This is a genomic window from Rosenbergiella metrosideri (assembly GCF_022602565.1).
Lineage (GTDB): Bacteria > Pseudomonadota > Gammaproteobacteria > Enterobacterales > Enterobacteriaceae > Rosenbergiella > Rosenbergiella metrosideri.
On the sequence record NZ_JALBCV010000010.1, the window covers coordinates 28,353 to 49,513 of the forward strand.

Here is a 21,161-nt window from a genome sequence, read left to right on the forward strand (position 1 = left end):
TCACTATGTCTAATAAAGAAAAAAAATATATCGTCGCACTTGACCAAGGAACAACCAGCTCTAGAGCCGTTATTCTTGATCACGATGCAAACATCGTCGCCGTTTCACAACGTGAGTTCGAGCAAATCTATCCGAAAACCGGCTGGGTAGAACATGACCCAATGGATATTTGGGCGACACAGAGTTCGACACTGGTCGAAGTCTTGGCTCATGCCGACATTAGTTCAGATGAAGTCGCAGCGATTGGTATTACTAACCAGCGCGAAACCACGATTGTATGGGACAAAGAAACAGGTAAGCCGATTTACAATGCAATCGTATGGCAGGATCCCCGTACTGCGGATTATTGTTCAAGCTTAAAAGAGCAAGGCTACGAAGATGATATCCGTGACGCCACAGGCCTCGTCATCAATCCTTACTTTTCAGGGACTAAGGTTAAGTGGATCCTTGATCACGTTGAAGGGGCACGCGAACGAGCGAAACGCGGTGAGCTTCTATTTGGTACAGTCGATACTTGGTTAGTCTGGAAAATGACGCAAGGCCGTGTGCATATTACGGATTATACCAATGCCTCACGTACCATGCTCTTCAACATCCACACCTTAGAGTGGGACCAGAAGATGCTGGATTTGCTTGATATCCCGCGTGAGATTTTACCGGAGGTCAAAGCATCTTCCGAGGTGTACGGCCAAACTAACATCGGCGGTAAAGGCGGTACACGTATTCCGATTGCTGGGATAGCGGGCGACCAACAGGCAGCTCTTTACGGACAACTTTGTGTTCAACCCGGTATGGCAAAAAATACCTACGGCACCGGCTGTTTTATGCTGATGAATACCGGTAAAGAAGCGATCACTTCGAAAAATGGATTATTAACGACTATCGCTTGTGGTCCGCGCGGTGAAGTGAATTATGCGTTGGAAGGTGCGGTCTTTATTGGAGGGGCATCGATTCAATGGTTACGTGACGAACTTAAACTATTTAACGATGCGGACGATTCAGAATACTTTGCTAACAAAGTAAAAGATTCCAACGGTGTTTACATGGTACCCGCCTTTACCGGCTTAGGCGCACCATATTGGGACCCCTATGCGCGTGGAGCCATCTTCGGCCTTACCCGTGGCGCGAATGCTAACCATATCATTCGTGCAACATTAGAATCGATCGCCTTCCAAACGCGCGATGTGCTGGAAGCGATGCAGCATGATGCGAATACCCGTTTACAAACATTACGCGTCGATGGCGGAGCGGTAGCCAATAATTTCCTCATGCAATTCCAAGCCGATATTTTAGGTGCACATGTGGAACGCCCTGAAGTTAAAGAGGTTACGGCGTTAGGTGCGGCTTACTTGGCAGGCCTTGCTGTGGGATTCTGGAACGATTTAGAAGAAGTGCGATCGAAATCCGTTGTAGAGAAAGAGTTCCGCCCTTCCATTGAAACCACCGAACGTAATTATCGTTACGCGGGATGGAAAAAAGCAGTCTCACGTGTCAGAGGTTGGGAAAAAGAAGAATAGCACACAGAGTGCTAAACAATAGCACTCACTGCCTCCTGTACTCTGCAGGGGGCATCCCTCCTCTTTCCTCGCTATGTTACACTGAGTCCCTGTTTTCTCTGATTAACCTAATGACTCAGTATGAAACACACATTCACACAACAATTCAATTGCGTGACCGAAGCTGCAGCAATCGCCGGTTTCCGGTGGCTCGGACGGGGTGATAAAAACCTCGCAGACGGTGCAGCGGTGGCCGCGATGCGCCAGCAACTCAATGCTATGCCTATTGACGGAACTGTCGTGATTGGCGAAGGCGAAATTGACGATGCCCCCATGCTTTATATCGGCGAAAAAGTTGGGCAAACGTCCGGCCAGCAAATCGACATTGCGGTCGATCCGATAGAAGGCACGAGGATGACGGCCTTTGGTCAAGGGAATGCTTTGTCGGTAATGGCGGTAGCCGAAGCCGGAACACTGCTCCATGCCCCAGATATGTATATGGAGAAGTTGATTGTTGGCCCTGCAGCAAAAGGGGTTATCGATCTGCATCTCACTCTCGAAGAGAACCTACGACGTATTAGCCAAGCATTGCATAAAAACCTCGCTGACTTAACAGTATCGATCCTCGACAAGCCACGTCATACATCAATTATCGGCGCCCTTTATCAGCTAGGGGTTCGGGTTTTCACTTTTCCCGATGGTGATGTTTCCGCATCACTGTTGACCTGTTTCCCTGACCAACCTATCGATGTCATGTACGGTATCGGCGGCGCGCCGGAGGGCGTTATTTCTGCCGCGGCCATCCGGGCGTTAGGGGGCGATATGCAGGCTCGCTTACTCACCCGCGAACAGGTCAAAGGCTATAGCGCTGAAAACAGTCTCGCAAGCCGAGAGGAAACGACTCGTTGCCAAGCGATGGGACTTACGCTGGGGCAAGTGCTTCGATTAGAGGATCTGGCGAAAAGCGACAATGTGTTATTCAGCGCAACGGGAATTACCGATGGCGATCTACTGAAAGGTGTTGAGGCTTCTGAGTCGTCAATAACGACCCATAGTTTACTGATTGACGGTCAACGTCAGAGCCAGCAATGGGTTAAAACGGTCAGCACCTTGACCCGATAACAACGAAAATAGTGACTTACTGGAGGCAATGATGGCGGTTTGGTGTACAGGAAAAATTATTGAGGTTAAGGCGTGGACCGACACCCTTTTTAGTTTAATTGTCGATGCGCCCATCGCGCCTTTTACTGCTGGACAATTTGCAAAACTTAGCCTAACTATTGAAGGTGAAACCGTGCAGCGGGCATATTCTTATGTCAATGCCCCCAGCCAAACGCCTCTGGAGTTTTATCTTGTCCATGTCCCCGAAGGACGGCTAAGCCCAGCACTGTTATCACTGAAACCCGGTGACGAAGTATTAGTCACCGAAGAGGCCGCCGGGTATTTTGTATTAGACGAGGTCCCCGACGCCAAAGAACTATGGATGATTGCGACAGGGACGGCTATCGGCCCCTACTTATCTATTTTGGCGCAAGGCGACGACCTAGAGCGCTTCGAGACGATTATTCTGGTTCATGCCGCCCGTTATGCTGCAGACCTAAGTTATGTCCCGTTATTCCAAGAACTCCAGCAGCGCTATGGCGATAAACTACGGGTACAAACGGTAGTTAGTCGAGAAGACTCTACGGAGAGTTTACGGGGGCGCATCCCAGCATTACTGGATGACGGCACATTAGAAGACGCTGTGAGCACGCACATCTCTGCTGAACAGAGCCATGTTATGATCTGCGGCAACCCAGAGATGGTGAGAGAAACTCAAAAGTATCTTAAAGAACAACGTGGGTTACGTAAGCATCTTCGCAGAAAACCCGGTCATATCACCAGCGAACACTATTGGTAAGGGACTCGCATGCGATATGCCGCTTATTTTTCCCTAATACTCCTTAGCTGCGGGGTGGCCAAGCAGGTTAATGCGCATCCCGTATCGATGGCATTACCTGACACGGCCCCTTACCTATTGCCTGATGCTCCCACCTTTGAGCTAACGATCACTCAATTTCGCCAACAATTTAGCCAACAATTCCCCACCACTCCTCTGCAAGAATTTCGGGCGATTAAAACAGGATCAATGCAGAAATTAGTGACTATTGCAGCGACCAAAATCAGTGAAACCGTCTACGCCTCGACCGCGCTTGAAGTAGGAACGGCAAAAATTAAATCGATACAGCTCACTTGGCTCCAGGTACCAGGAAATCAAGCCACCGTCTCTCGCCAGCAAGCCATGAGCTATATCACCAATATCATCCACTTTTTCTCACCACAACTGACGACTAAGCAATGCCGTGAACACCTCGAACAATTGTTGAAGGTGGGAAAAGGGAAAGCTTATACGCTATCGAATGAAGGCGCGGTACGGTATATTTTGTCTGATAAAGGTGAAGGGGGCATGACCTTTGCTGCAGAACCCGTTAAATTGATACTCAGTGAGACCAAATGATCCACCGGTTTGTGATCCTACGCAAGTCGGCGGCTTCGACACGGTTTATAGTGAACTTAGACGCTATTACTCCTGCGTAATAGCATTTTACTCAAGCGCGTAATGCGGAGGAAAGCATGCGACATCCATTAGTAATGGGGAATTGGAAACTTAATGGTAGTAAACACCTTACAGCAGAGTTAATCAGTGGTCTGCGTTCAGCGCTATCAGAAGTGCAAGGGTGTAAGGTCGTTATCGCCCCACCGGCCCTGTATTTGGCTCAAGCTGTTGCTGCAGTGGAAGGCAGCGATATCGGTGTTGGTGCGCAAAATATCGATGTGAACCTTTCCGGCGCGTTTACCGGTGAGACCTCTGCAGAAATGCTGAAAGATACCGGCGCACGCTACGTTATCCTCGGCCATTCAGAACGCCGCACCTACCATCATGAAACCGATGAACTGGTTGCTGAGAAATTTGCCATTGTAAAACAGCAAGGCCTTATCCCCGTTTTATGTATCGGTGAAACCGAAGCAGAGAACGAAGCGGGCAAAACAGAAGAAGTCTGTTCGCGTCAAATTGATGCCGTCATCAAGGCTCAAGGTGTTGAAGCGTTCACTGGCGCTGTTATTGCCTATGAACCAGTATGGGCTATTGGTACCGGTAAATCAGCAACCCCTGCGCAGGCACAAGCAGTTCACAAATTTATTCGTGATCATATTGCGAAGCAAAACCGCCAAGTCGCTGAACAAGTCATCATTCAATACGGTGGTTCAGTCAACGATAAAAACGCGGCGGAGCTATTCAGTCAGCCCGATATCGACGGCGCGCTGGTCGGTGGAGCTTCCCTAAAAGCCGACGCGTTTAGCGTCATCGTGAAAGCTGCCGCAGCGGCCAAAGCCTGATAATACAGCAGTATCGTAGCCTCGCTGCGATACTGCTTTTATACTGCATCGCATTGATGGTCTTGCAGTTCTTCCGCTGAGCCCAGTATCCCCTTTACCCAATCCGTGCGTAAGACCAACACGACCAGTCGCCCATCAGCAAGCATTGTGACTGCAATCCCTTCTCTGCCACTGCCCGGATCGATATCGGGTAATTCAGTAAAGACACGTAGAAATAAAGAGCGGGCATCAAGTTGCTCAAGCGTCAGTGTACGTACCCAGTAAGGATGGTTAAGCAATGAAAGCCGTTGCCACTGTTCGTTCAACGTCGACTGCTTTTCCGCTAAACGTTGGCGAACATCACCACGTAAGCAGGATAGATGAATATGTAGCTGATTCTGCGATCTTCCCCATTTCGAATTAATCGCCAGAGAAAGTAGAGTGTTCGGTATAGGCTTTTCCAAGCGCTGGCTTACCCTCGGCATCAATGACCATGCTAATGAGAAATAATTGGGCGTAGTAGGATCCAAAAGTTTATCGCTCTCAATACCCGAAACCTGAGCGGTCGGAATTAATAAATATTGAGCAATACCGACTTTATCTTTCAGCAGTACGTAGCCTTGAGAAAGATTAACCTGTTGGCAAGGGGTTGGCGAGTGTTGCTGTTGCTGATGAGGAACACACTGACGGCTTACTATATTCCATAATGCATCGCTGTTGCGATGAAGCGCGTAACCGCGCCACGCGCCGTACACCATAATACAAACAATACTGACGATACAGATCCTTTTTACGACTGCCCCATTCATCTTCATTATCCCGCCGAGAACCGTAGAACCAGTGTACGACTTCTCGGCGAAATGTCAGCGACTATTGTGGTTTCATAATTTGATCGTAGGTTCCGCCGTCACTGAAATGCGTTTTTTGAGCATTCGCCCAGCCGCCGAACTTCTCATCAACCGTAAACAGATGGAGAGGCTTAAATACGGCTGAATACTGTTTCTCAACCGCTTTATCTCGAGGGCGATAATAGTTTTGCGCAATGATTTGTTGTCCTTGCGGGGAATAGAGGTATTTCAGATAGGCCTCTGCCACTGGGCGGGTACCTTTCTCATCCACGACTTTATCTACGAGAGAAACCGTCGGTTCGGCAAGAATAGATTCTTTTGGGGTGATAATTTCAAACTGGTCTTTTTTCAGTTTATTCACCGCTAAGTAGGCCTCGTTTTCCCAGGCAATGAGTACGTCGCCGATACCGCGTTCAACAAAGGTATTGGTTGCACCTCGAGCACCGGAGTCCTGTACCTGAACGTTCTTATATAATGCTCGGACAAAAGCTTCGGCTTGTTTAGCATCACCATGGTGGCTATCTAGCGCATAACCCCAGGCGGCAAGATAGTTCCAGCGTGCTCCGCCAGAGGTTTTTGGATTAGGAGTGATAACATTTACGCCAGGCTTAATCAGATCGTTCCAGTCATGGATCCCTTTTGGATTCCCTTTACGGACTAGGAAGACGATGGTTGAGGTATAGGGCGCTGAATTATCGGCTAGCCTTTTTTGCCACTGCTTATCAATACGACCCCGCTGCGCGATAGCATCGACGTCAGATTGCAAAGCGAGAGTTACAACATCGGCACGGATACCGTTGATTACCGAGGTGGCTTGTTTACCTGACCCGCCGTGAGACTGACGCACGACCACGTTGTCACCGGTTTGCTGCTTATAGTAAGCCGAGAAAGCTTTATTGTACTGCTCATAAAACTCTCTGGTTGGATCGTAAGAAACATTTAATAGCTGATAGTCCTTGGCTAGCACGCTAGCAGAGACCATCAGCAATCCTACGCCGAGTTGCCACTTTTTCATAGTCACCCCTTATCGTCTATTAAACGTAGAGTGACATGAGATTTTGAAAAATTTAAAGATTAAAAAGTGTATTTTTATATCTCAAAAGCATATAGCAGCATAACGTTAATAAAGTCTCTTAGCGGTCGCCATTAAATCACCACGGAAAGGTCTACGCATGTTTTCGATAGCATCGATGATATCGTGGTGGACCATGCGATCATTTTGAACCCCAACGCAACGACCGCCGAATCCTTGAAGTAGTAGATCTACCGCATAAGCCCCCATTCGCGAGGCAAGGATACGGTCAAAAGCACAAGGCGCTCCCCCCCGCTGGATATGACCTAATACGGTGGCACGAGTCTCTCTTCCCGTCTCTTTTTCGATATATTGTGCCAGTTCAGCACAGTCGCAGATCAATTCAGTGATGGCCACAATCGCATGTTTTTTACCCTTTTTGAGACCTGCGCAAATTTCCGCTACTAACTCTTCACGGGTATAAGGGATCTCAGGTAACACCACGTATTCGCATCCTCCCGCAATCGCCGCTGAAAGCGTCAGATCCCCACAATGGCGTCCCATGACTTCCACAATCGAGATACGTTGATGCGAAGAGGAAGTATCACGCAGGCGGTCAATCGCCTCGACCACGGTTTCAAGAGCAGTTTGGTAACCGATAGTGTAATCCGTGCCTGCGACATCATTATCAATAGTACCGGGTAACCCAATACACGGAAATCCCATCTCAGTCAGGCGCTTCGCCCCCATGTAGGAACCGTCTCCGCCGATAACGACTAAGGCATCTAAACCACGCTTACGCATATTTTCGAGAGCGATTTGGCGAACGGACTCTTCCTTAAACTCAGGGAATCGCGCAGAACCTAAGAATGTTCCGCCACGGTTAATGACATCCGACACACTGTAACGGTCTAAGCTAAACATCCTATCTTCATACAAACCGAGGTAACCGTCGTAAATGCCAAATAATTCTAAACCTTCCGCAAGACCAGCACGCACAACACCGCGAATCGCAGCATTCATGCCGGGCGCGTCTCCCCCGCTGGTCAATACACCGATTTTTTTGATCATAGCAACCCCTGGATGATGAATGAAAGAAGCAAGGCAAAATGAAAGCATTGGCCCCGGTCCACCTTACGCACCCCGATGCCAAAGATAATAATATAACATACCCGATAGCTTGAGTTGATATAGGTCATCGAAACTCGCCGCTATAAGATGATGTACTCTTCTCAAAAGAAGTTTAGAAGCTATTACCGAGGCCTAAACTCGTCAACAATGGGGTATTTTCTATATCCGCACTATTTTTTGACGAACCGGAGATATCTTCTTCACGATCATGACTCATCCCTTTTCGATTAAACGTATGTCTCCAAGTTCCTTCAAGATAAGCCTTAGTGTTTTCGGTAAAATAATATTCACCATTAAGCGATAAGGAGGTTGATTTTTGTTGTGTCACGAGCAATGTGTAAGTAGCGTCAGCATTATGATCGTCGTCAACATCAGCAGCCCGTCCCCAAGCGCTATACCTAACTTCACCGCCAACTTGCCATTGTTGGTAACGGTCAGAAACTAAAAGACCAAAATATGGCGTTTTGTACGTCTGACGATACACCCCCCCAAAACATTATTAGAAATCGCCTCAATTTGGGTATCATTATTATGGCTATAGCTACCACCCTAAGCACTGAAAAGATACCGCGTTTGTTGATAACCGCTCACTGCACCAATTCTTGCTGTATCATTTGATAAAAACTAATATTTCAGACTCAGTTCGGATTGGTTTGAACGGTTTAAATAACTTTTCGGGTGATAACTTGCCGAAGTCCAACTTTTTGGGTTTTCATCGTTCAAGCATATTGATTCAATATACCGTCGCGTTTCGCCAAAGCTGTCCATCCTGAAATACCTAAGGAAAGCTCAGGTAACACCTGCCATTCCATGCCCCCTTTAAGACTGCAGCATTGCGTACGCGCCAATTTGCTTGATCGTGCCTGAGCCCATTATTCGGTTCATAAACACCTTTTTTGGCAGTAGTGGAAAACATACCTGTACTAACCCCCACCGATACATCATCCAAGCAGCTTGGTACAAGTCACTGGCATACGCATTAGCGTTCAGGTTGATACAATCCTTTTATATTCAACATATTAATCAGTATTAGCTCAATATATTTCGCCGCAATGTTTATCCCATATTTAGGTTAAGTTAATTAATCAATGTCCTTCTCACATCCGGCCTTCACCCTGCATTTTGACAACACTCCCCTTCTTCGAGGCCTTCCCGAATAAACAGAACAAATCCCTTAATTGCCTAAATTTGCCTCCTTTTTCTCTGCTTTTTTAGACAAAAGACTGCTTCATTAGCAAAGGCTGTGTATAATGTCTCAGATATTGTCCCCGCTCTTTATCTAATCCAAGAAGACTATGGCCCAAGGTACGTTATTTATTGTTTCCGCTCCCAGTGGTGCGGGTAAATCGAGTTTGATCCAAGCGTTGCTGAAAACCCAGCCGTTGTACGACACTCAGGTTTCTGTTTCTCACACCACGCGAAATATCCGTCCAGGCGAAGTGCACGGTGAGCACTACCACTTTGTGACGAAAGAAGAATTTACCGCGATGATCGCTGAGAACGCTTTTTTCGAACATGCACAAGTGTTTGGAAACTATTACGGCACCTCCCGTCATGCCATCGAACAAGTGTTGGCGACGGGTGTGGATGTTTTCTTGGATATTGATTGGCAGGGTGCTCAGCAAGTTCGTCAACAAATGCCCAGCGCGCGGAGTATTTTTATCCTCCCTCCCTCACAAGATGAGCTCGATCGTCGATTACGTGGGCGAGGTCAAGATGACGGTGATGTCATCGCGTCTAGAATGGCAAAAGCGGTTGATGAGATGAGCCACTATGCCGAATACGATTATCTGATCGTCAATGACGATTTCGATCTCGCACTGTCTGACTTAAAGACGATTATCCGCGCAGAACGCTTACGGATGCATCGTCAAAAATCTCGACACAGTGCGCTAATTAGCAAATTATTGGCAGACTGAATTAGCTTCAGTATCATGCCTTATCTATACCCGATCAGTGGAGTAATACCTATATGGCACGCGTAACCGTACAAGATGCAGTAGAACAAGTGGGCAACCGTTTTGACTTAGTGTTAGTTGCTGCACGCCGCGCACGTCAATTACAAACCGGCGGCAAAGACGCACTGGTTCCTGAAGAAAATGATAAACAAACCGTGATCGCCTTACGCGAAATCGAAGAAGGTTTAATTACCAATAGTATTCTTGATGTGCGTGAACGCCAAGACCAGCACGAGCAAGAAGCGGCAGAACTACAAGCCGTCAATGCTATCGCTGAAGGCCGTCGTTAATTCTTATAGTGAAGGTAGCCCTTGTATCTGTTTGAAAGCCTTAACCAACTGATTGAAAAGTACCTGCCTGAAGACCAAATTCTACGTCTCAAGCAGGCTTACCTTGTCGCGCGTGATGCTCACGAAGGGCAAACTCGTTCGAGTGGTGAGCCCTATATCACCCACCCAGTAGCCGTTGCCTGTATTTTGGCAGGGATGAAGCTTGACCATGAAACACTCATGGCCGCTTTACTGCACGACGTGATTGAAGATACCGCCGTCACGTATCAAGAAATCGAGCAGCTATTTGGTGAAAGCGTCGCAGAGTTGGTAGAGGGCGTTTCTAAACTGGATAAACTTAAATTCCGGGATAAGAAAGAAGCGCAAGCAGAAAACTTTCGTAAAATGATCATGGCGATGGTGCAAGACATCCGCGTGATCTTAATTAAACTGGCTGACCGTACGCATAACATGCGTACGCTCGGCTCGTTGCGTACCGATAAACGTCGTCGTATCGCGCTTGAAACCCTCGAAATCTACAGCCCGCTTGCCCATCGACTCGGTATCCATCACCTAAAAACGGAATTGGAAGAACTCGGCTTCGAAGCCTTGTATCCTAACCGTTACCGGGTGATCAAAGAAGTCGTTAAGGCGGCACGCGGCAACCGTAAAGAGATGATTCAACGCATCTTGAGTGAGATAGACGGCCGTTTACAAGAAGCGGGTATCCCTTGTCGCGTCAGCGGACGTGAAAAGCATCTTTACTCGATCTACCGTAAAATGCACCTGAAAGAGCAGCGTTTTCATTCCATTATGGATATTTATGCCTTTCGGGTCATCGTCAAAGATATCGATACCTGCTATCGCGTCCTGGGCCAAATGCACAGCTTATTTAAGCCACGCCCAGGCCGTATGAAAGACTATATCGCTATCCCCAAGGCGAACGGCTATCAATCCTTGCATACCTCGATGATCGGCCCGCACGGGGTTCCCGTTGAAGTCCAAATTCGTACTGAAGATATGGACCAGATGGCTGAAATGGGGGTCGCTGCACACTGGGCCTATAAACAGCAAGGCGAAAGCGTGACGACCGCACAACTACGCGCCCAACGTTGGTTGCAGAGCTTAATTGAACTTCAGCAAAGCTCGGGTAACTCTTTTGAGTTTATCGAGAGCGTGAAGTCCGACCTGTTCCCAGATGAAATCTATGTCTTCACCCCAGAAGGCCGTATCGTTGAACTGCCCGCCGAGGCGACACCGGTCGACTTTGCCTATGCAGTTCATACCGATATTGGTCATGCCTGTGTTGGGGCAAGAGTGGATCGACAACCCTATCCTCTGTCACAACCGTTGACCAGTGGCCAGACGATAGAAATCATTACCGCGCCAGGGGCTCGCCCTAACGCAGCGTGGTTGAACTTTGTCGTCAGCTCAAAAGCGCGCGCAAAAATTCGTCAGCTGCTTAAGAATCTTAAACGCGAAGACTCCGTATTATTGGGTCGCCGCTTACTCAGCCACGCGCTGGGTGGCAGTAAAAAACTGGCTGAAGTCCCACAAGAGAGTATTCAGCACGAGCTAGAGCGTATGAAGCTCGCCAGCTTCGACGACCTACTGGCCGAAATTGGCCTCGGTAACGCGATGAGTGTCGTCGTGGCCAAGAACCTTCTGCCGCAACCTGAATCGTATGAGACGACAACTAGCGGTAATCCGAAGCGCCACAAGCTTCCTATCAAAGGGGCTGAGGGCGTATTGATTACCTTTGCAAAATGTTGTCGTCCGATTCCTGGCGATCCGATCTTGGCACATATTAGCCCTGGCAAAGGGTTAGTGGTGCATCATGAGTCCTGCCGTAATATCCGCGGCTTCAGTAAAGACGCTGAGAAATTTATGCCAGTCGAGTGGGATACCCATACTGAACAAGACTTTATCGCCGAATTGAAGGTCGATATGTTCAATCATCAAGGGGTATTAGCCAACTTAACGGCTGCGATTAACCAAGCACGCTCCAATATTCAAAGCTTGAATACCGAAGAGCGTGATGGCCGGGTATATACCGCTTATTTACGGCTTACCGTTCATGATCGTGTCCATCTTGCGAATATCATGCGTAAACTGCGTGTGATGTCCGATGTCATCAAAGTCCAACGGAATCGTAACTAAGCTTATGAATTCCCAACGACTTGCTCGAATTCAGGAAATGCTGGCTAGACGCCAGCCCGACCTGACCCTGTGTCTTGAACAAGTCCATAAGCCACACAATATTTCGGCGATTATTCGCACCGCCGATGCCATTGGTATCCACAATATTCATGCCGTGTGGCCTGAAGAACGGATGCGAACGGCTGTCTCCTCTTCAGCTGGCAGCAATAACTGGGTCAATGTCCATACCCATGACAGCATTGAGGAGGCAGTGTCTGTATTCAAGGCGCAAACGATGCAGGTCCTCGCCACCAACTTAAGCGATAAAGCGGTCGATTTTCGAGCGATCGATTACACCAAACCGACCTGTATTATTGTTGGCCAAGAAAAAACGGGTATCAGTGATCAAGCGCTAGCCCTGGCTGACCACCATATCGTGATCCCCATGCTCGGAATGGTGCAGTCACTCAATGTCTCGGTAGCTGCGGCCTTAATCTTGTATGAAGCCCAGCGACAACGCCAAGTCGCCGGCTTATATCAGCGCGACTATAGCGATATAGACCCACAAGAGCAGCAACGACTGCTGTTTGAAGGGGGCTATCCTACCCTTGCTCGGGTCGCCAAGCATAAGGGCTTACCTTATCCACATATTGACCACGACGGTAACATTCATGCCGAACAGGCATGGTGGGACAGTATGCAGGCCACGAGAAAACGATGAAAGGTCGCCTGCTTGATGCCATTCCGCTCACTACGCTGACCGGTGTCGGGGCCAGCCAATCCGCCAAGTTAGCGAAAATCGGCCTTCATACGCTACAAGATTTACTGTTACATCTGCCTTCACGCTACGAAGATCGTACCCATCTCACCGCCATCAAAGACTTACAAGCCGGTTCACATACCACCGTCTGCGGCGAGCTGATACACAGCGAGATCACCTTTGGCCGTCGACGCATGCTGGTGTGTCAAATCAGTGATGGGACAGGTACCCTCACGCTGCGCTTTTTCAACTTCAATGCCGGAATGAAAAATGGCCTAGCGACTGGCAAAAGAATCATTGCCTGGGGCGAGATCCGACGCGGACAGCGCGGTCCAGAAATTATACACCCTGAATATCGCCAGCAGGATGAGCAACAATCTATCGCTCTGCAGGAGACCTTAACTCCGGTTTACCCCGCAACCGATGGCATACGCCAAGCTACGCTGCGTAATTTAACGGATCAAGCACTGGTATTACTGCAACATAACCCTATTCAGGAACTATTGCCGCAAGAACTTTGTCGCAGCCTATTGTCACTGACGGAAGCATTACAGCTATTACACCGCCCACCTCCGGAGATGCAGTTAGCCGATGTCGAGTTGGGCCGTCATCCAGCACAACTACGCCTGATTACCGAAGAGCTATTGGCACATCAGCTCAGTATGTTACAAGCACGGGCCGGAGCGCAGCAGTATCGTGCCTTATCCTTTAAACCAGATAACCGTTTGTCGGCACAACTGTTAAGCCAGCTCCCCTTTACGCCGACCGGTGCTCAGCAACGGGTCGTCAAGGAGATTGAACAGGATTTGGCGCATCCCTATCCGATGTTACGACTGGTACAAGGCGATGTGGGATCGGGAAAAACCTTGGTGGCTGCACTGGCCGCATTACAAGTCATTGCCGCCGACCAGCAAGTGGTAATGATGGCTCCCACCGAGCTACTTGCTGAACAACATGCTCATAATTTCCGAACTTGGTTCGAACCACTTGGCATTCAAGTCGGCTGGTTAGCTGGAAAACAGAAAGGAAAAGCGCGCGCTGCCGAGCAAGAACGTATTGCCCGCGGCGAAGTGCACATGGTCGTAGGCACTCACGCCCTCTTCCAAGAACATATCCAATTCCAACATTTGGCGCTGGTAATCATCGATGAGCAGCACCGTTTTGGTGTTCATCAACGTCTCGCACTATGGGAAAAAGGTCAGCAACAAGGCTTCCATCCGCATCAATTAATCATGACGGCGACTCCTATTCCCCGTACCTTAGCGATGACGGCCTATGCCGATCTCGAGACATCGACCATTGATGAGCTTCCCCCTGGACGTACCCCGGTCACTACCGTCGCCATTCCAGACTCTCGACGTAGTGAGATAATTTCCCGCGTCGAGAAAGCTTGTGCCGAGGGTCGACAAGCTTATTGGGTCTGTACCTTGATTGAAGAATCAGAGCAGCTCGAAGCGCAAGCCGCTGAGAACACTTTACTCGAACTTCAAGTAGCCCTTCCCGCAATGCGCATCGGTTTAGTACACGGTAGAATGAAACCGGCTGAAAAACAGCAGATCATGCAACAGTTTAAAGCTCATGAACTGGATCTGCTAATTGCAACGACCGTCATTGAAGTGGGCGTAGATGTCCCGAATTCAAGTTTGATGATTATTGATAATGCCGAGCGTCTTGGCCTGGCCCAGCTGCACCAGTTGCGCGGACGAGTCGGTCGTGGTGCTGTCGCCTCACACTGTGTCTTAATGTATAAACCGCCTCTTAGTAAAACGGCGCAAAAGCGCCTACAGGTGCTGCGCGATACCAATGATGGATTTGTCATTGCTCAGCATGACTTGGAGATTCGTGGCCCGGGGGAACTGCTCGGGACCAAACAAACCGGAAACGCTGAATTTAAAGTCGTGGATTTAGTGCGTGATCAACGCTTAATCCCAGAAATCCAGCGTATCGCCAAGCATCTCCACCAGCACTATCCCGAACAGTCGAAGGCACTGATTGAACGATGGTTACCGGCCAAAACGCTGTTCAGTAATGTATAAGCCATCGCGAGTGGCTTACGTCAAAGCAATCGTTTGCAATCCTACCCAACTCCTTTAAAATTGCCCCTTTTTATGACTCTGCCAGAGAAAAACTATGTCCGCCGAACGTGTCGAACCGACTGAAAACCCGCCACCCGCTCCGCGTAGTGAGCTCATTTATACGCTGGAAGCTCGTCCTCCGCTTCCACAAGCGGTCTTTGCCGCCTTACAACACTTGCTAGCCATGTTTGTGGCCGTGATTACGCCAGCACTGCTAATCTGTAAGGGCTTAAACTTACCGGCAGAAGACACACGACATATTCTTAGCATGTCGCTCTTTGCCTCTGGCATCGCCTCGCTATTACAGATTAAAACTTGGGGCCCAATCGGATCAGGGCTACTGTCGGTTCAAGGGACGAGCTTTAACTTTGTCTCGCCGCTCATTATGGGGGGCCTTGCCTTAAAACAAGGGGGAGCAGACACCTCTCACATGATGGCGGCACTCTTCGGTACCCTCATGATTGCTTCCTGTACCGAGATGATTATTTCGCGAATACTCCCGTATGTTCAGCGTGTCATCACCCCTCTAGTCTCAGGAGTTGTCGTCATGATCATCGGCCTCTCGTTGATTCAGGTCGGCTTAACCTCCGTTGGGGGAGGCTTTAGCGCTATGGCAGACCATAGTTTTGGCTCACCGACGAATTTACTCTTGGCAGGGGTGGTGCTAATCACCATCATCCTGCTGAATCGCCAAAAAAACCCTTACTTAAGAATTGCCGCGCTGTTTATTGCCATGCTTATCGGCTACGTTCTAGCGTGGGCGATGGGACTATTACCGAGTGCGCTGCCAAGCACCACGCATCCACTGGTGATGTGGCCGCAGCCTTTACGTTATGGGCTTGAGATCGATTGGAATTTATTACTGCCGCTGATGTTGGTATTTATGGTGACCTCGCTGGAAACCATTGGTGATATTACCGCAACGTCAGACGTCTCAGAACAGCCGGTAAAAGGCCCTCTTTATATGCAGCGTCTCAAGGGCGGGGTGCTGGCTAACGGTATCAATAGCTGTGTTTCGGCACTGCTTAATACTTTCCCTAATTCCTGTTTTGGTCAAAACAATGGTGTGATCCAACTGACTGGGGTGGCCAGCCGCTATGTCGGGTTTATTGTCGCGATAATGTTGATGCTGTTGGGGCTTTTTCCTGCGGTCAGTGATATTGTACAGAATATCCCCGAGCCGGTGCTCGGTGGCGCAACCTTAGTGATGTTTGGTACCATTGCCGCTTCAGGTGTACGTATTGTGGCACGGGAAACCCTAAATCGCCGTGCAATCATGGTGATGGCATTATCTTTAGGGATTGGATTAGGGGTGTCGCAACACCCAGAAATCCTTCAGTTTGCGCCTGAGTGGCTGCGCACACTCTTTTCCTCAGGAATCGCCGCCGGTGGCGTAACCGCTATCGTGTTAAACCTGATCTTGCCTCGCGAGGAATAAGTCATATTATCCGACTGATTATTGATCCAGATAGTCAGTCGTCTTGATGCTCCTTGAGCTAACGGTGATTTTGAGGCATAACCAACAGTTCGCTCATCATTAGGAAACGTCGATGAAGTTACTCGTTAAATTACTGCTCTCTCTCGTGCTACTCCTCCTGGTCCTACTAAGTCTCGGCTATGCCGTGCTACGTAGCCATTGGGGCATCGCCGCAGCCTGCCGCTGGATCAGTGATGCGACGCCTTATCATTTATCGATTGCGCGACTTTCCCATGATTGGTCGCATCCCTTAACTTTTCATATCGATCAAGTCACCTTCGGTGAAGATGGTCAACCTGCGCTGCTGATTGCTGGTGAATTATCGCTATCGCTCTCTGCTCGCCAGCTAATTAGCCCAACACATTTCGCGCAGATTACAATTGAACAAGGCACATTGGTCCTCAGTAATTTAACCCCTGAAGCGATACTCCCGGTCAGCGCCGATCGCTTAGAGCTTCAGACGGTTAAATTATTAAACCCGTATCCAACCAACTGCCTCTCTGCAAAGCAGCTTAATGGGGTATTAGCCCCTTGGACACCGAGTCCACAAGCGGTCTTGGGTAAACGATTCACCTTCAATTTCTCAGCGGAAGATGTGCATGTCGCGCATCGGCAATTCGACAAATTAGCCGCGCAGGGGAGTAAAGATTTTCAGCAGTTAACGATCTCCGCATTATCTGGTGCCGTTGAGCGTGGGACTTTTGAGGGGAAACTTTCACGGTCGGCGGAAGGCCAATGGCAAATCCCTAGACTGCAACTCGATAATATCCGTTTTCAAACCGATAAAGGGTTAGCCGATCTCTTCGCCCCAGCGATGCTACCTCCTGTGACAATTCAAGACCTCACGATCAACCATCTCAGTATTGTTGGCCCAGATTGGGTGATCAACGATGTTTCAGCCAATGGCCAGAACCTTAGCAACACCTCAGGATTCGCAGGTCACTTAGCGCTCAATGCAGAGAGCCTAATTTTGGGCACAGAACAGTGGTCACAACCTCATCTACGACTCACCGCTGCTGAGGGCAACCTTACTCTCGACCAATTCGATGCCGATTGGGCGAAAGGGACCGTCTCCGCCAAAGGCCAGTGGCTAAGAAAAACCGGAGCGCTGCAGCTAGATAAGCTGGATTTCAGTAATATTCGCTATACCCTACCCAGTGATTGGCGTCAGTTCCTACAGTCACCGCTGCCACAGGCTATTCAGTCGATTACGCTTAATAACCTCAGTGTGGAAAATGGCCTCTTCATTGATATTAACCCCGACTTTCCTTTCCAGATGACCGCCGCTCATATTACGGGGAGTCAGCTACAGATCGCCCAACAGCACCATTGGGGGCTTTGGAAGGGCGAGGCAGAATACTATGCCGCCGCCGCAACCTTTAATCGCCAAGATATTCGGGCGCTCTGGTTCAAAGTCAGTGCGACCCCTGACGAATTAAGTGTGCGAGATATAAAGGGATTGATACAGGAGGGGCCGATGATCGGCAACTTGGCGATATCCCAATCACCGACGCACCCTTTTACCCTCTCACTTCAGGGAGAAAGAGTGCCTTACGAGGCTTTCACGCATTGGTTCTGGCCACGTCCTTTGTCCGGACAAGGCAACTTTAGTGTCAAACTTAAGGGTAATCTGCCTTCGCTCACTGCATCACCCTCTTCATTACAGGGAACCTTTACTACGCCGACCTTTAGCCAGCAAGTCGGATCGGAATGAGGAGTCGGGTGATAAGCGAGGCTTATCACCCATCCTAACGTATTAGTGAGGCGCTGAGCCGCCCTGTTCCAAGGGTTTCTCAGCTTCCGCTGGCAATACAAGATATACCCCTTGAAACACCGCTCCTTGATGATGCTCATCACTTAAGGTCACGTCTAAACTCACCCTCGCCTTACGGCCACAAGCAAGACGATCTAAATCACCTTTTAGCGACCCCAAATCGGCACTGGCCGTTGGCCGGCCCTGTAAGGGGTGACTGTAGCGAATATGGGCATCTGCCAACACGATGGTCCCACCCAATTTTCGCTCCCGGAGCAGTAACCAAATCAGTCCCCAGCCGGTCAAGGTGGCCAAGGAAAATTGGCTGCCGGCAAACAGCGTATGGTGGGGATTTTGGTTACCGGTTTCCGGCATGGTCGTCATAAACTTCTGGCCGGTATATTGCTGGATACGCACCCCCATTTTTTCACTTAAGGGAATATGCTGATACCAAGCCTGCTGTAACTGCTCACACCAATCAGCGCGATGAAGAATATCATCCATTGACGCCATCGGTTTAATCATCAAAAAGTGGCGAATCCGAGTGGTTTGCGAAGCGGTGACTCGACCTTGATTGATATAACCCAGCTGAGCAAAAAACTCGACGGCATCCTCCCGCGCGCTGCACGTCACTCGCTTAACCCCTTCTTGTCGTGCGACAGACTCTAAGGTCATAATCAATAGTCGGCCCAGTCCCTTACCACGTAGTTCCGGGGAGACTGCGAGAAACCTTATAGACGCTTCGTTATCGCCACTGATAGAGAGCCGTCCAACGCCCACCACGCGATTCTGATCATCAACGAGCATTTGGTGATGCGCCGTGGTATCCCAAGCATCCTGCTCTGAACCCGGCGGCTGATTTAACGGCTTGCGTAGCATCTGCCAACGAAACTGGAAATACTCGGCAAGATCACTGTCGGTTTCAGGAACGCGTAATTGATACATTTATTTGCTCCCTCCTCAACACTGAAGCCAGAAAGTGACAGGACCATCATTCGTTAGCGTCACTTGCATGTCTGCAGCAAACTGTCCATTTTCTGTGTTAATACCCAGTTCTCGGCAATAGTTGCTAAAAAAATGGTACAACTCACGCGCGCTGTCGGGGGAGGCGCCTTTGGAAAAAGAGGGACGCATCCCTTTCTGGGTATCGGCGGCAAGGGTAAACTGTGAAACGACCAACAACTCCCCTTCGGCTTGCTGTAGGTTAAGGTTCATCTTCCCTTGATCATCGCTAAATACCCGGTAGTTCACTACTTTTTCGGCTAACTTACGCGCCGTCGCCTCATCATCATCCTTCTCGACACCGAGCAGGACAAGAAGACCGCTCGCGATCTTACCGACCACGCTTCCCTCAACACTGACTTGAGCTGCTGAAACACGTTGAATTAATGCAATCATGAGATATCCGCTTCTTGTTGACGCTGACGACGAAGTTTACGGTAGTGTTCAAGCGAGACAGTAATCTCTGCACCCAGTAACACGATACACCACGTCCAGTAAACCCATAGAAAGAGCATGGGAATAACGGCAAGCACACCATAAATAAGCTGATAAGCAGGGAACATCGTCACGTACAGCGTGAAAACTTTTTTGCCAATCTCGAATAATACACCGGCAACTAACGCGCCAATCAGCGCATCCTTACCCGCCACATTACAGGTAGGTACCACGCTAAACAGTAGCCAGAAGGCTAGCCACGAGAGAAGTAAGGGAAAACTTCGCAGCACTAACTGAACGATCTCGCTAATGCCGGGCATATTCAGCCACTGCGGTGAGAGCAAGTAGGAACTCAGCACAATACTCGCTCCAGCGAGTAATGGCCCCAGAGTTAGGATCATCCAGTACACGGCAAACGAAAATACTAAGGGCCGCTTACGCGAGCTTCGCCAGATGCTGTTCAACGCGCTATCGATGGAGAACATTAACAGCAGCGACGTAAAAATAAGGCCTATCGCGCCAAACACCGTCATACGATGGACATTCACGACAAAGCGGTCGATATACTCTTCAATCACGTTACCCGTGGTGGGAACAAAGTTTCGGAAAATAAAATGTCGGATCTCACCACTGATATCGTTGAAAACCGGGAACGCTGAAAAGATAGCGAAAATCACCGTCACAAAGGGGACTAACCCGAGTAATGAAACAAAGGTAAGGTTTCCCGCCTGTACCGTCATGTTATCGTCGTTAATTCGCCGCCAAAGTACACCCAGCCAGCGAAGGAATGAACGTGTCCTGAGTTTAACCCGCATAGATAATTTGCTTCCCTACGAAAAATTACTAGTACCTTGAATTGCCGCTTCTAACCCTTCAACGTCTTGGTAAAGATGAGTGTTGATCCCTAACTGTGTTGCCGCTTCAATATTTTCAAAGAGGTCATCAACAAAGAACGCTTGCTCGGGGGCAACGCCCTCTTCAGTCAGCACATGGTGGAAAATAGCCGTATCCGGTTTACGTAGCCCAATACGATGCGAGAAATAGCATTGGTCGGCTACCGCGAGTAACTCAGGATGCTGCTGCGCCAAAAATTCAGTATGAATTTGATTGGTATTAGAAAGGAGAACGACGCGATATCCCTCTGCACGCAGTTGCTGGATAAGCGTTAGAACGGCTTTATTCACCCCAGTGAAAATCGCTTGCCAGCCGCTTACAAATTGTGGATAGCTGAGGTTGATCGCTAACTCGTCACACAGTGCCTCAGCAAATTGTTCATCTGATATCTCTCCCCTCTCATGGCGCTCAACCTGAGGGCCGAGTTGGAAGTGTTGTTGAACATGCGCAAGCGGAGTACCACTTAGATTACTCCAGACGCCTAAAGCACGGGTGAAGTCGAGATTAACGATAACGTTTCCCAAATCGAAAATATATAACATGGCCTCTCTCCCG

21 protein-coding genes are annotated in these 21,161 nt (G+C 49.1%); 12 read left to right on the forward strand and 9 right to left on the reverse strand.

Annotation, left to right across the window (positions count from 1 at the left end):
• Positions 1-5: 5 nt before the first annotated feature.
• The 5 genes from glpK to tpiA all read left to right on the forward strand — a co-directional run bounded on the left by glpK (position 6) and on the right by tpiA (position 4,874).
• Positions 6-1,517, forward strand: a complete 1,512-nt coding sequence (glpK, locus tag MKR94_RS10835; RefSeq protein ID WP_241646907.1) for a glycerol kinase GlpK — start codon at positions 6-8, stop codon at positions 1,515-1,517.
• Between the two features lie 120 nt (positions 1,518-1,637).
• Positions 1,638-2,618, forward strand: coding sequence for a class II fructose-bisphosphatase (gene glpX, locus MKR94_RS10840; protein WP_241646908.1), 981 nt, complete (start codon positions 1,638-1,640; stop codon positions 2,616-2,618).
• A 31-nt stretch (positions 2,619-2,649) separates the two neighbouring features.
• Positions 2,650-3,396: a ferredoxin--NADP(+) reductase gene (gene fpr, locus MKR94_RS10845; RefSeq protein ID WP_241646909.1), complete on the forward strand. Its 747-nt coding sequence runs from the start codon at positions 2,650-2,652 to the stop codon at positions 3,394-3,396.
• A gap of 9 nt (positions 3,397-3,405) precedes the next feature.
• Complete coding sequence (locus tag MKR94_RS10850; RefSeq protein ID WP_241646910.1) at positions 3,406-3,993, forward strand: DUF1454 family protein; 588 nt, start codon at positions 3,406-3,408, stop codon at positions 3,991-3,993.
• Between the two features lie 116 nt (positions 3,994-4,109).
• Positions 4,110-4,874 (forward strand): triose-phosphate isomerase, encoded by a 765-nt coding sequence (tpiA, locus tag MKR94_RS10855; protein WP_241646911.1) that lies wholly within the window; start codon positions 4,110-4,112, stop codon positions 4,872-4,874.
• A gap of 38 nt (positions 4,875-4,912) precedes the next feature.
• Here tpiA and MKR94_RS10860 read toward each other — a convergent pair whose 3' ends face one another.
• The 5 genes from MKR94_RS10860 to MKR94_RS17180 all read right to left on the reverse strand — a co-directional run bounded on the left by MKR94_RS10860 (position 4,913) and on the right by MKR94_RS17180 (position 8,778).
• A complete protein-coding gene (locus MKR94_RS10860) occupies positions 4,913-5,668 on the reverse strand; it encodes a CDP-diacylglycerol diphosphatase (protein ID WP_241646912.1) in 756 nt (251 codons plus the stop codon).
• A gap of 55 nt (positions 5,669-5,723) precedes the next feature.
• Positions 5,724-6,716, reverse strand: coding sequence for a sulfate ABC transporter substrate-binding protein (locus MKR94_RS10865; RefSeq protein ID WP_241646913.1), 993 nt, complete (start codon positions 6,714-6,716; stop codon positions 5,724-5,726).
• 105 nt (positions 6,717-6,821) lie between these two features.
• Positions 6,822-7,784 (reverse strand): 6-phosphofructokinase, encoded by a 963-nt coding sequence (gene pfkA, locus MKR94_RS10870; protein ID WP_241646914.1) that lies wholly within the window; start codon positions 7,782-7,784, stop codon positions 6,822-6,824.
• Between the two features lie 172 nt (positions 7,785-7,956).
• Positions 7,957-8,328 carry an omptin family outer membrane protease gene (locus tag MKR94_RS10875; protein WP_241646915.1) on the reverse strand — a complete coding sequence of 124 codons (372 nt, stop codon included), beginning with the start codon at positions 8,326-8,328 and terminating at the stop codon, positions 7,957-7,959.
• 294 nt (positions 8,329-8,622) lie between these two features.
• Entirely contained in the window at positions 8,623-8,778 is a 156-nt protein-coding gene (locus MKR94_RS17180) for a hypothetical protein (protein ID WP_422047519.1), read from the reverse strand.
• Positions 8,779-9,139: 361 nt separating this feature from the next.
• On the opposite strand from MKR94_RS17180, the gene gmk reads away from it, so the two are divergent.
• The 7 genes from gmk (at position 9,140) to MKR94_RS10910 (ending at position 18,236) form a co-directional block, all read left to right on the forward strand.
• Positions 9,140-9,763 (forward strand): guanylate kinase, encoded by a 624-nt coding sequence (gene gmk / locus MKR94_RS10880; protein WP_241646916.1) that lies wholly within the window; start codon positions 9,140-9,142, stop codon positions 9,761-9,763.
• Between the two features lie 53 nt (positions 9,764-9,816).
• On the forward strand, positions 9,817-10,092 hold the full coding sequence (gene rpoZ, locus MKR94_RS10885) for a DNA-directed RNA polymerase subunit omega (protein ID WP_048913035.1): 276 nt from the start codon (positions 9,817-9,819) through the stop codon (positions 10,090-10,092).
• A 21-nt stretch (positions 10,093-10,113) separates the two neighbouring features.
• Positions 10,114-12,231, forward strand: coding sequence for a bifunctional GTP diphosphokinase/guanosine-3',5'-bis pyrophosphate 3'-pyrophosphohydrolase (gene spoT, locus MKR94_RS10890; RefSeq protein WP_241646917.1), 2,118 nt, complete (start codon positions 10,114-10,116; stop codon positions 12,229-12,231).
• Positions 12,232-12,235: 4 nt separating this feature from the next.
• Complete coding sequence (gene trmH / locus MKR94_RS10895) at positions 12,236-12,931, forward strand: tRNA (guanosine(18)-2'-O)-methyltransferase TrmH (RefSeq protein ID WP_241646918.1); 696 nt, start codon at positions 12,236-12,238, stop codon at positions 12,929-12,931.
• Positions 12,928-15,006, forward strand: a complete 2,079-nt coding sequence (gene recG, locus MKR94_RS10900) for an ATP-dependent DNA helicase RecG (RefSeq protein WP_241646919.1) — start codon at positions 12,928-12,930, stop codon at positions 15,004-15,006. The genes trmH and recG overlap by 4 nt, the downstream gene beginning before the upstream one ends.
• 94 nt (positions 15,007-15,100) lie before the next feature.
• Positions 15,101-16,483: a uracil-xanthine permease family protein gene (locus MKR94_RS10905; RefSeq protein ID WP_241646920.1), complete on the forward strand. Its 1,383-nt coding sequence runs from the start codon at positions 15,101-15,103 to the stop codon at positions 16,481-16,483.
• 112 nt (positions 16,484-16,595) lie between these two features.
• Entirely contained in the window at positions 16,596-18,236 is a 1,641-nt protein-coding gene (locus MKR94_RS10910) for an AsmA family protein (protein ID WP_241646921.1), read from the forward strand.
• Between the two features lie 42 nt (positions 18,237-18,278).
• Here MKR94_RS10910 and fabY read toward each other — a convergent pair whose 3' ends face one another.
• Genes fabY through MKR94_RS10930 form a run of 4 tightly spaced genes read right to left on the reverse strand, consistent with a single transcriptional unit; the run spans position 18,279 to position 21,148 of the window.
• The gene (fabY, locus tag MKR94_RS10915) at positions 18,279-19,220 is read right to left on the reverse strand and encodes a fatty acid biosynthesis protein FabY (RefSeq protein WP_241646922.1); all 942 of its coding nucleotides are present in this window, start codon (positions 19,218-19,220) and stop codon (positions 18,279-18,281) included.
• A 15-nt stretch (positions 19,221-19,235) separates the two neighbouring features.
• Entirely contained in the window at positions 19,236-19,673 is a 438-nt protein-coding gene (gene dtd / locus MKR94_RS10920) for a D-aminoacyl-tRNA deacylase (RefSeq protein WP_241646923.1), read from the reverse strand.
• Complete coding sequence (locus MKR94_RS10925; protein ID WP_241646924.1) at positions 19,670-20,527, reverse strand: virulence factor BrkB family protein; 858 nt, start codon at positions 20,525-20,527, stop codon at positions 19,670-19,672. The genes dtd and MKR94_RS10925 overlap by 4 nt, the downstream gene beginning before the upstream one ends.
• Before the next feature lie 15 nt (positions 20,528-20,542).
• A complete protein-coding gene (locus MKR94_RS10930) occupies positions 20,543-21,148 on the reverse strand; it encodes an HAD-IA family hydrolase (protein WP_241646925.1) in 606 nt (201 codons plus the stop codon).
• Positions 21,149-21,161 lie beyond the last annotated feature (13 nt).

What these genes read in the sequence shown, in the direction of transcription:
- glpK (WP_241646907.1), top strand. Translation starts at nt 6, where the DNA reads ATGTCTAATAAAGAAAAAAAATATATCGTCGCACTTGACCAAGGAACA.
- glpX (WP_241646908.1), top strand. Translation starts at nt 1,638, where the DNA reads ATGAAACACACATTCACACAACAATTCAATTGCGTGACCGAAGCTGCA.
- fpr (WP_241646909.1), top strand. Translation starts at nt 2,650, where the DNA reads ATGGCGGTTTGGTGTACAGGAAAAATTATTGAGGTTAAGGCGTGGACC.
- MKR94_RS10850 (WP_241646910.1), top strand. Translation starts at nt 3,406, where the DNA reads ATGCGATATGCCGCTTATTTTTCCCTAATACTCCTTAGCTGCGGGGTG.
- tpiA (WP_241646911.1), top strand. Translation starts at nt 4,110, where the DNA reads ATGCGACATCCATTAGTAATGGGGAATTGGAAACTTAATGGTAGTAAA.
- MKR94_RS10860 (WP_241646912.1), bottom strand. Translation starts at nt 5,668, where the DNA reads ATGAAGATGAATGGGGCAGTCGTAAAAAGGATCTGTATCGTCAGTATT.
- MKR94_RS10865 (WP_241646913.1), bottom strand. Translation starts at nt 6,716, where the DNA reads ATGAAAAAGTGGCAACTCGGCGTAGGATTGCTGATGGTCTCTGCTAGC.
- pfkA (WP_241646914.1), bottom strand. Translation starts at nt 7,784, where the DNA reads ATGATCAAAAAAATCGGTGTATTGACCAGCGGGGGAGACGCGCCCGGC.
- gmk (WP_241646916.1), top strand. Translation starts at nt 9,140, where the DNA reads ATGGCCCAAGGTACGTTATTTATTGTTTCCGCTCCCAGTGGTGCGGGT.
- rpoZ (WP_048913035.1), top strand. Translation starts at nt 9,817, where the DNA reads ATGGCACGCGTAACCGTACAAGATGCAGTAGAACAAGTGGGCAACCGT.
- trmH (WP_241646918.1), top strand. Translation starts at nt 12,236, where the DNA reads ATGAATTCCCAACGACTTGCTCGAATTCAGGAAATGCTGGCTAGACGC.
- recG (WP_241646919.1), top strand. Translation starts at nt 12,928, where the DNA reads ATGAAAGGTCGCCTGCTTGATGCCATTCCGCTCACTACGCTGACCGGT.
- MKR94_RS10905 (WP_241646920.1), top strand. Translation starts at nt 15,101, where the DNA reads ATGTCCGCCGAACGTGTCGAACCGACTGAAAACCCGCCACCCGCTCCG.
- MKR94_RS10910 (WP_241646921.1), top strand. Translation starts at nt 16,596, where the DNA reads ATGAAGTTACTCGTTAAATTACTGCTCTCTCTCGTGCTACTCCTCCTG.
- fabY (WP_241646922.1), bottom strand. Translation starts at nt 19,220, where the DNA reads ATGTATCAATTACGCGTTCCTGAAACCGACAGTGATCTTGCCGAGTAT.
- dtd (WP_241646923.1), bottom strand. Translation starts at nt 19,673, where the DNA reads ATGATTGCATTAATTCAACGTGTTTCAGCAGCTCAAGTCAGTGTTGAG.
- MKR94_RS10925 (WP_241646924.1), bottom strand. Translation starts at nt 20,527, where the DNA reads ATGCGGGTTAAACTCAGGACACGTTCATTCCTTCGCTGGCTGGGTGTA.
- MKR94_RS10930 (WP_241646925.1), bottom strand. Translation starts at nt 21,148, where the DNA reads ATGTTATATATTTTCGATTTGGGAAACGTTATCGTTAATCTCGACTTC.